General features: G+C 72.4%; 9 protein-coding genes. 5 read left to right on the top strand and 4 right to left on the bottom strand.

All coding sequences use genetic code 11. The features are described from left to right. Window positions 1-143: 143 nt before the first annotated feature. Window positions 144-1,079: a pseudouridine-5'-phosphate glycosidase gene (locus tag ACGFI2_RS21455; protein ID WP_393519757.1), complete on the bottom strand. Its 936-nt coding sequence runs from the start codon at window positions 1,077-1,079 to the stop codon at window positions 144-146. 87 nt (window positions 1,080-1,166) lie between these two features. Here ACGFI2_RS21455 and ACGFI2_RS21450 point away from each other — a divergent pair, with 87 nt between their 5' ends. The 3 genes from ACGFI2_RS21450 to ACGFI2_RS21440 all read left to right on the top strand — a co-directional run bounded on the left by ACGFI2_RS21450 (window position 1,167) and on the right by ACGFI2_RS21440 (window position 3,884). After that, on the top strand, window positions 1,167-1,385 hold the full coding sequence (locus tag ACGFI2_RS21450) for a DUF3039 domain-containing protein (RefSeq protein ID WP_393519754.1): 219 nt from the start codon (window positions 1,167-1,169) through the stop codon (window positions 1,383-1,385). Window positions 1,386-1,425: 40 nt separating this feature from the next. Then, window positions 1,426-2,046 (top strand): trimeric intracellular cation channel family protein, encoded by a 621-nt coding sequence (locus tag ACGFI2_RS21445; protein WP_393519751.1) that lies wholly within the window; start codon window positions 1,426-1,428, stop codon window positions 2,044-2,046. A 104-nt stretch (window positions 2,047-2,150) separates the two neighbouring features. Further along, window positions 2,151-3,884: a DEAD/DEAH box helicase gene (locus tag ACGFI2_RS21440; RefSeq protein ID WP_393519749.1), complete on the top strand. Its 1,734-nt coding sequence runs from the start codon at window positions 2,151-2,153 to the stop codon at window positions 3,882-3,884. Window positions 3,885-3,958: 74 nt separating this feature from the next. On the opposite strand, the gene ACGFI2_RS21435 is transcribed toward ACGFI2_RS21440, so the two are convergent. Both ACGFI2_RS21435 and ACGFI2_RS21430 read right to left on the bottom strand, forming a co-directional pair. After that, on the bottom strand, window positions 3,959-4,192 hold the full coding sequence (locus ACGFI2_RS21435; RefSeq protein ID WP_091070720.1) for a hypothetical protein: 234 nt from the start codon (window positions 4,190-4,192) through the stop codon (window positions 3,959-3,961). Between the two features lie 247 nt (window positions 4,193-4,439). After that, window positions 4,440-6,032, bottom strand: a complete 1,593-nt coding sequence (locus ACGFI2_RS21430; protein WP_393519744.1) for an RNA polymerase sigma factor — start codon at window positions 6,030-6,032, stop codon at window positions 4,440-4,442. A 284-nt stretch (window positions 6,033-6,316) separates the two neighbouring features. Between ACGFI2_RS21430 and ACGFI2_RS21425 the strand changes: the two genes are divergently transcribed. Then, on the top strand, window positions 6,317-7,138 hold the full coding sequence (locus tag ACGFI2_RS21425) for an inositol monophosphatase family protein (RefSeq protein WP_393519741.1): 822 nt from the start codon (window positions 6,317-6,319) through the stop codon (window positions 7,136-7,138). A 90-nt stretch (window positions 7,139-7,228) separates the two neighbouring features. On the opposite strand, the gene ACGFI2_RS21420 is transcribed toward ACGFI2_RS21425, so the two are convergent. Next, complete coding sequence (locus tag ACGFI2_RS21420; RefSeq protein WP_393519872.1) at window positions 7,229-7,744, bottom strand: LytR C-terminal domain-containing protein; 516 nt, start codon at window positions 7,742-7,744, stop codon at window positions 7,229-7,231. 438 nt (window positions 7,745-8,182) lie between these two features. Between ACGFI2_RS21420 and ACGFI2_RS21415 the strand changes: the two genes are divergently transcribed. After that, on the top strand, window positions 8,183-8,479 hold the full coding sequence (locus ACGFI2_RS21415; protein ID WP_013284790.1) for a DUF4193 domain-containing protein: 297 nt from the start codon (window positions 8,183-8,185) through the stop codon (window positions 8,477-8,479). Window positions 8,480-8,710: the final 231 nt, after the last annotated feature.

The following is an 8,710-nucleotide window of genomic DNA, read 5'->3' as shown; positions in this document are numbered from 1 at the left end:
TCGGCCCTCGCTGCGCTCGGTGCGTTCGCTCATGCCGTGCTGGCTGGGCATGCGCTCACGGCCCTCGCTGCGCTCGGTGCGTTCGCTCATGCCGTGCTGGCTGGGCATGCGCTCACGGCCCTCGCTGCGCTCGGTGCGTTCGCTCATGCCGTGCCGGCGGCGCGTCGGCCCGCCGCGGCGACCGCGATCCGCGCCGCCAGGTCGGCGTTGCGCAGGATGATCCGGACGTTCACCGCCAGGCTGGCGCCCTCGGTGGCGGCGTGGAAGTGGGCCAGCAGGAACGGGGTCACCGCCTTGCCGGTGATGCCCTCCCGCGCCAGCGCGGCCAACCCGTCGGCGAGGGTGCGGTCGTGCAGCGCCGGATCGAGCTGCTCGTCAGACGGCAGCGGGTTGGCCACGATCAGCCCGCCCCGGTGCACGCCCTGCGCGGCCCGGGCGGCCAGCACGTCGGCCACCCGCTCCGGCGAGTCCACCGACCAGTCCAGGTCGAAGCCGGCGTCGGTGAGATAGAAGCCGGGGAACCGGCGGGTCCGGTAGCCCACCACGCTCACCCCCAGCGTCTCCAGCCGCTCCAGGGTGGCCCCGACGTCGAGGATCGACTTCACCCCGGCGCAGACGACCGCGATCGGGGTACGGGCCAGCGTGACCAGGTCGGCCGACTCGTCGAACGTCTGCGCCGCCTCCCGGTGCACCCCGCCGAGCCCGCCGGTGGCGAACACCCCGATCCCGGCCGCTGCCGCCGCCGCGCTGGTGGCCGCGACCGTGGTGGCCCCGTCCGCGCCGGTGGCCGCCGCCGGGGCCAGGTCGCGGACCGAGAGCTTGCTCACGCCGTCGACCGTGGCGAGCCGGGTCAGCTGGGCGTCGTCCAGCCCCACCCGCAGGTCACCGGCGACCATGCCGATGGTGGCCGGCACCGCGCCCGCGTCCCGGACCGCCTGCTCGATCTGCCGCGCCACGCGCAGGTTGTCCGGTCGGGGGAGGCCGTGCGAGACGATGGTGCTCTCCAGCGCGACGACCGGACGGCCGTCCCGGAGGGCGTCGGCCACCTCACCACCGAGGCTGATGCGAAAGTTGGTCACTTCCGTTACGTTACGGGCCGCCCGCCGGCAGGGCTGTGGTGGACCCGACCCGGCCGGCCTGCGAAACTGAAAAGCCGGAGGTGGGACGTGAGCACTGAGATTCTCGAACGCCCGGAGCAGAAGGACGCCGACACCGGCCCCGAGATGTTCCACTACGTGCGTAAGGACAAGATCGCCGAGAGCGCGGTCATGGGCACGTACGTCATCGCGCTGTGCGGGGAGACCTTCCCGGTGACCAAGGCCGCCAAGCCCGGTTCGCCGGTCTGTCCGAAGTGCAAGGAGATCTACGAGTCATGGCGCGAGTGATCGCGGGCGGCTCCGCCGCCCGCCCACGTAACCTGCGGCGGTGACCACCTCCACCCCCCTGCTTCTCGCCGACCTGACCGGCGTGGCGGTCTTCGCCGCCTCCGGCGCCTCCGCGGCGGTCGCCAAACGGCTCGATCTGTTCGGGGTGGTCCTCGTCGGCGTGGTCGCCGCCCTCGGCGGCGGCATCTTCCGCGACCTGGTCATCGACGAGGTGCCCCCGCTGGCGTTCGCCGACTGGCGGTACGCGGTCACCGCCGCCGTCACCGCCGCCGCCGTGTTCCGGCTGCACCCCCAGTTCTCCCGACTGCGCACCACGGTGCTGGTGCTCGACGCGGCCGGGCTGGCGCTGTTCACCGTCACCGGCACACTCAAGGCGCTCGACGCCCACGTGCCCGCGGTCGGCGCCTGCATGATCGGCATGCTCACCGCGATCGGCGGCGGGCTCGGTCGGGACCTGCTCACCGGCGAGATCCCGGTGGTGCTGCGCCGGGAGATCTACGCGGTGGCCGCGCTCGCCGGCTCGATCGCGGTGACGGTGCTGTCGACGTACGGACGGGCCACCACCGTGCCGCTGACCGGCGCCGCCGTCTTCGTCTTCGGGCTGCGCCTGATCTCGCTGCGCCGGCGCTGGTCCGCCCCGGTGCCGACGGCGCGGATGTGACCAGCGTGGCGTCGAGTGGGGCGGAACGCCCCCGCTGGTTATGCTGAGTCGGCCTTCGCGGCACCGGATGCGCGAGGGCGTTTTCATGGGGAGAGGAGCTACGCGTGCCACCGCGGTTGCCGGCGCTCGACACGTTCCCGCCCCTGCGTTCCTGGCAACGCAAGGCGATGGTGGAATACCTGCGTCGCCGGGCCGAGGACTTCACCGCGGTCGCCACGCCCGGCGCCGGGAAGACCACGTTCGCCCTGCGGATCGCCGCCGAGCTGCTCGGTGACGGCACCGTCGAGGCGGTCACCGTGGTCGCGCCGACGGAGCACCTGAAGACCCAGTGGGCGCAGGCCGCGGCCCGGGTCGGCATCCAGCTCGACGCCGCGTTCCGCAACGCCGACCTGCACTCCGCCGCCGACTTCCACGGCGCGGTGGTCACCTACGCCCAGGTCGGCATGGCGCCGCAGGTGCACCGGCGGCGCACCATGACCCGGCGGACCCTGGTCATCCTCGACGAGATCCACCACGCCGGCGACGCCCGCACCTGGGGCGACGGCGTCAAGGCGGCGTTCGAGCCCGCGGTACGCCGGCTGATGCTCACCGGCACGCCGTTCCGGTCCGACGACAACCCGATCCCGTTCGTCAGCTACGAGCGGGGCTCCGACGGGTTGCTGCGCTCCCGCGCCGACTCCGTCTACGGCTACTCCGACGCGTTGCGCGACGGCGTGGTCCGGCCGGTGCTGTTCCTGGCCTACTCCGGGGAGACCCGGTGGCGCACCAACGCCGGCGACGAGCTGGCCGCCCGGCTGGGCGAGCCGATGACGCAGGACCTGATCGCGCAGGCGTGGCGGACCGCGCTGGACCCGGCCGGCGACTGGATGCCGCAGGTGCTGCGCGCCGCCGACGCCCGGCTGAGCGTGCTGCGGGCCAACGGCATGCCCGACGCGGGCGGCCTGGTCATCGCCAGCGACCAGCAGGTGGCCCGTGCGTACGCCAAGCTGCTGGAGCAGGTGACCGGCGAGAAGGCCGCCGTGGTGCTCTCCGACGACCAGGGCGCGTCCGCGCGGATCGCGACGTTCGCGGCGTCCGAGCAGCGCTGGCTGGTCGCGGTGCGGATGGTGTCCGAGGGCGTGGACATCCCGCGACTGGCCGTCGGGGTGTACGCGACCAGCGCCAGCACCGCGCTCTACTTCGCGCAGGCGATCGGGCGGTTCGTCCGGGCCCGCCGTGCCGGCGAGACCGCCTCGGTCTTCCTGCCCAGCGTGCCGCACCTGCTCGGGCTGGCCAGCGAGATGGAGATCGAGCGGGACCACGTGCTCGGCAAGCCCAAGGACCGCGAGGGCTTCGACGACGACCTGCTGGAGCGTGCCCAGCGCGACGACGGCGCCAGCGGCGAGTTGGAGAAGCGCTTCGCCGCGCTCTCCGCCACCGCCGAGCTGGACCAGGTGATCTTCGACGGCGCGTCGTTCGGCACCGCCGCCCAGGCCGGCACGCCGGAGGAGGAGGAATATCTCGGGCTGCCCGGTCTGCTCACCGCCGACCAGGTCTCCCTGCTGCTGACCAAGCGGCAGGCCGATCAGCTCGCCGCGCAGAAGCGCCGGGCGGCCCAACGGACCGCTGAGCCGGCCGCTGCCGCCTCCGTGGCGGCGCCCCCTCCGCTGAGTGCCGCCCAGCGTCGGGTGGCCCTACGGCGGCAGCTGAACGCTCTGGTGGCCGCCCGGCACCACCACACCGGCCAGCCGCACGGCAAGATCCATGCCGAGCTGCGCCGGATCTGTGGCGGCCCGCCCAGCGCCCAGGCGACGATCGAGCAGCTGGAAGAGCGCATCGCCACCGTGCAGACGCTGTAGGGCACGAAAAACCGACCGGAGGCGCCGTCTGGCGGTCTCCGGTCGGTTATGTCGCGTTGCGGATTGTTTTCGGCTCAGTTCGCCATCAGATCGGTGCCCCGCCAGCTGAACTCCGGGTCCGTCGCGTACCGCACGGTGATCTTCACGAGATCCTCCGCGTACTTGTTCGCGTGGTGCCCACAGAACACCAGCTCGCTCCCACCCGACAGGGTGATCCGGAGCTTGCCGGCAGCATTACAGCGGTCGCACCGTTCATCGGCGGCCGGGGGGCTCACCGTCTCGGGCGGCGGCGTGAGGGTCGGGGTCATCGCCTTCCTCCTCTGGTCGTCACCGATGAACACACTCGTCGGTCGTTGCTCACCTATCGTGCAACACCCATCTCGGGCCCTGCCTTCCCTGTGTGCCCGCGGGGGACCGAGGTCACACCTGGCGTGGAAGACAGTGTGCCGTGCACCAAGGGTGCCACGTCAACGATCACAAACGTGCAACCGATCGATCACCGATCAGTGTTCTACGGCTGGTGATCAAACCGACACGTCTGGTTGACGTGTGTGGTCAGTCCAGGTAGTCGCGGAGCACCTGGGAACGCGAGGGGTGCCGCAACTTGGACATGGTCTTGGACTCGATCTGTCGGATGCGCTCCCGGGTCACGCCGTACACCTGGCCGATCTCGTCCAGGGTGCGCGGCTGGCCGTCGGTGAGGCCGAAGCGCAGGCGCACCACACCCGCCTCACGCTCGGACAACGTCTGCAGGACCTGCTGGAGCTGATCCTGCAGCAGCGAGAACGACACCGCGTCGACCGCCACGACGGCCTCGGAGTCCTCGATGAAATCGCCGAGCTGACTGTCGCCCTCGTCGCCGATGGTCTGGTCGAGCGAGATGGGCTCCCGGGCGTACTGCTGGATCTCCAGCACCTTCTCCGGTGTGATGTCCATCTCCTTGGCCAGCTCCTCCGGGGTGGGCTCGCGGCCCAGGTCCTGGAGCAGCTCGCGCTGGATCCGGCCGAGCTTGTTGATCACCTCGACCATGTGCACCGGGATGCGGATGGTGCGGGCCTGGTCGGCCATGGCGCGGGTGATGGCCTGGCGGATCCACCAGGTGGCGTACGTGGAGAACTTGTAGCCCTTGGTGTAGTCGAACTTCTCGACGGCGCGGATCAGGCCGAGGTTGCCCTCCTGGATCAGGTCGAGGAAGGCCATGCCCCGCCCGGTGTAGCGCTTGGCCAGCGAGACCACCAGCCGCAGGTTCGCCTCCAGCAGGTGGTTCTTGGCCCGCTCGCCGTCCCGGGAGATCCACAGCAGGTCGCGCTGCATGTCGCGGACCAGCTTCTCCTCGCCCTCGTCGGCGGCGCGCAGCCGCTCGGCGGCGTAGAGGCCGGCCTCGATCCGCTTGGCGAGCTCGACCTCCTGCTCGGCGTTGAGCAGCGGGACCTTGCCGATCTGCTTGAGGTAGGCCCGGACCGAGTCCGCCGAGGCGGTCAGCTCGGCGTCGCGACGCGCCTGCTTGAGCGCCTCGGACTCCTCGTCGTCCCACTCGAAGTCGCCGTCGGTGGCGGAGCTCGCCGCGTCGGCCGCGGCGGCCTGGGCCAGCTCGACCGGCTCCTCGACCACCACGTCCTCGATCTCGGCGGCCAGCGTCTCCGGGTCGACCTCACCCTCGGCGGCCTTCCCCGGCTTGGCCGCGGCCGTCTTGGCGGCCACGGTGGCCTTGGTGGCCCGGGTCGCCTTGGTGGCCTTCGCCGGGGCGGCGGCCTTGGCGGCCACCTCGGCGGTGGTGCCGGCGGCCTTGCGGGCCGTCGCCTTCCGCGGGGCCGGGGCGGGGGACTCCTCGGCGGCGGGGGCCTGCGTCGGGGCGGGCGCGGCGGCCTGCTTGGTGGTCTTGGCGGTGGTGGCCCGGGAAGCCGGGGTGGCGGACCGGGCCGCGGCGACCCGGCGCCGGGTGCTGGCGGAGCCGTCCACCACCACCGTCACGCCCGCCTCGGAGAGCGCGCGGAGGATCTTCTTGGCCTGGGCCGGAGTCACCTCAGCGGACTCGACGGTGCGCGCGAGCTGGGCCGACGTGAGCTGACCGCCGGCGCTCTGCGCGTGGGCGATCAGGGTGTCGGTGAGCGAGCGAACGTCGGCGCCGGTCTGGCGGGGTTCTGTCACGAATGACCTTCCGGAGGCGAAGAGCGAGCACGGCCGGGTCGTCCGGCGCAGCACGAACGGCCGTGCCGGGCGAGTCTTTGAGGACCCCCGTGTCCCGGTCCGTCCGGTCGTTGGCGGTCCGTGGCGCGTGGGCAGGGTGAATTGTAACGCCGTCTGCGGCGATCATCCCGCGCCGCACGGCGTAACCGCGGCCGGGACCGCCAATTCGGCGCAGATGTGGACTTTGTAAGGATGATACCCACGCACGAACCGGGCGGTCCCGATCGTGCGGGAAGGGGACGAACATGATCACCTCGGCGCCCTCGCCGCGGGAACTGCTCACGATCGCCGTCGAGGTGGCGCGGGACGCCGCCGCCACCGCCCACCGGATGCGATCCGAGGGCGTGTCGGTGGCCGCGACCAAGAGCACGGCGACGGACGTGGTCACCGCCGCCGACCGGGCGGTGGAGCGGCAGGTGCTGGCCGCGCTACGGGACCGGCGGCCCGGTGACGCGGTGCTGGGGGAGGAGTACGGCGCCGGGGCGACCGGCCCGGCCACGCCGGACGGCGTGCGCTGGGTGGTCGATCCGATCGACGGCACCGTCAACTACCTGTACGGGCTGCCCTACTGCGCGGTCTCGCTCGCCGCGGAGGTGGCCGGCGAGGTGGTCGCCGGGGTGGTCCGCAACGTGTTCACCGGCGAGGAGTGGACCGCGACCGCGGGCGGCGGGGCCTGGCGGGACGGCCGGCGGCTGCGCTGCTCGGCCGAGACCGATCTCGGGCAGGCGCTGGTCGCCACCGGGTTCGGCTACGACGCCGGCCGCCGGTCCCACCAGGCCCGGGTGGTCGCCGAGTTGATTCCGCACGTGCGGGACATCCGCCGGATGGGCGCGGCCGCGCTCGACCTCTGCCTGGCCGCCGAGGGGCGGGTGGACGCCTACTACGAGAAGGGGCTGGCCGCCTGGGACCTCGCCGCGGGCGGGCTGGTGGCCCGGGAGGCCGGGCTGCTGGTGACCGGGGTGTCCGGCCGGCCGGCCGGGCCGGACCTGGTGCTCGCCGCGCCACCGGCGCTGCACGGGCCGCTGCACAGCCGCCTCACCGACCTGGACGCCTCCGGCGGCCCGTGACGCCGGCCCCGGACGGGCGACAGCGACAGGGCGGCCTCCCGGATCGCGGAGACCACCCTGGTCGTCGGGGCCGGGTAGCCGGCCCGCCGGTCACTTGTCGATCGGCATCGGGCACGTCTGCGCCGGTGCCTCCGGCGCGCCCAGGTCGCCGAGCGACTGGTTCACCTCGGTGGTGGTGGCCAGCTGCTGGAAGCCGTTGCCGAGGACCACGTCGACCGTGTCGTCCTTGCGGTCGGGCTGGAACGCCTGCTCGGCGTCGTTGAGGAAGTAGGCCCGCAGCAGGTGGGCCGAGCCGACGCCCTTGGGGCCGAAGCGCAGCACCGCCACGCCGTCGACCGCTTTCTTCTCGTTGCCGACCTTCTTGACCTGGAACTTCCGGTTGCGGAAGTCGTCCGCGACGCTGCCGGCCCGGCCGGCCTCGTCGGTGGCGTTGTAGACGTTGATCTTCACGTCCTTCTGCTCGCGTAGCCTCAGGTCGACCAGCGGCCAGCCGTCCGGACAACCGGCGGCGGTGCCGGCCTTGCTCTGGCTGTCGCGGACCACGGCGACGACCACGAAGACCAGGGCGATGACCGCCAGCAGTCCGACGACAACGAGTGCCCGCACTCGCGCAAAACTCATCCTGGGCGCTCCCCGGACAGTGATTGGGTGGCGGCGGCCGCCGCGGTCGGGCCGCGTCTGTCGACCGTCGGAGTACGCCGCTGAGGTTAACCCTTGTCCGGCTCCCGCGTGGAAACAGTCCGACATGCCGGCGCGCCACTGAGGGAACGGGTAGGACTACCCCTATCTTCGTGTCGCCTGAGTCACATTGGGAACAACTTCGGGCGCAGGGGCGTACATCTCTCCCGCGAGGGCGGTATACATGCCTCGCCCAAAGGGGGGGTAAGGTTCCGCGCTCGCCGGGGGGTTCCGCTCCGGCGAGCCCGACCCAACGGTCGTCGGGTCGGGTGCCCGACACAGATGGTGGCCGGCCAGGGGAACCGAAACGGCGTCGTCCGGCGTTACAACCGGCAGCGACCATATCGATATTGGAGAGTGAAACCGATGGCCACCGACTACGACGCCCCGCGTCGAGACGAGGTCGACCTCGGCGAGGACAGCCTCGAAGAGCTCAAGGCCCGGCGGGTCGACTCACAGTCGGGCGCCGTGGACGTGGACGAGGCCGAAGTGGCCGAGAGCTTCGAGCTGCCCGGCGCCGACCTGGCCGACGAGGAACTCACCGTCAAGGTGCTCCCGATGCAGCAGGACGAGTTCCGGTGCGCCCGCTGCTTCCTGGTCCACCACCGAAGCCAGCTGGCGGTCGAGCGCAACGGCGACCTGATCTGCCGCGAGTGCGTCTGATCCTTCAGCCGGGACACCGGCGGCGGCCTCCTCGACGAGGCCGCCGCTGTTCGAGCCGCCGTGCGCCGGTGGCGGGAAGCTGCTTGACTCGTACGGGCGGCTGCCACGCCGCGCGGAGCAGGAGGGCGGACGGGTGAGCGAGCGCAGCGAGCGGGCCGGCGGGACCGGCCGGACGCCGGTCCCGGGCACGGGACCGACACCGTCCGCCCCGGAGCCGGCCACCGATCGGTC

It is taken from the genome of Micromonospora sp. NPDC049282 (assembly GCF_043197045.1).
Taxonomy (GTDB): domain Bacteria; phylum Actinomycetota; class Actinomycetes; order Mycobacteriales; family Micromonosporaceae; genus Micromonospora.
This window is presented reverse-complemented; position numbering and strand designations above follow the sequence as displayed.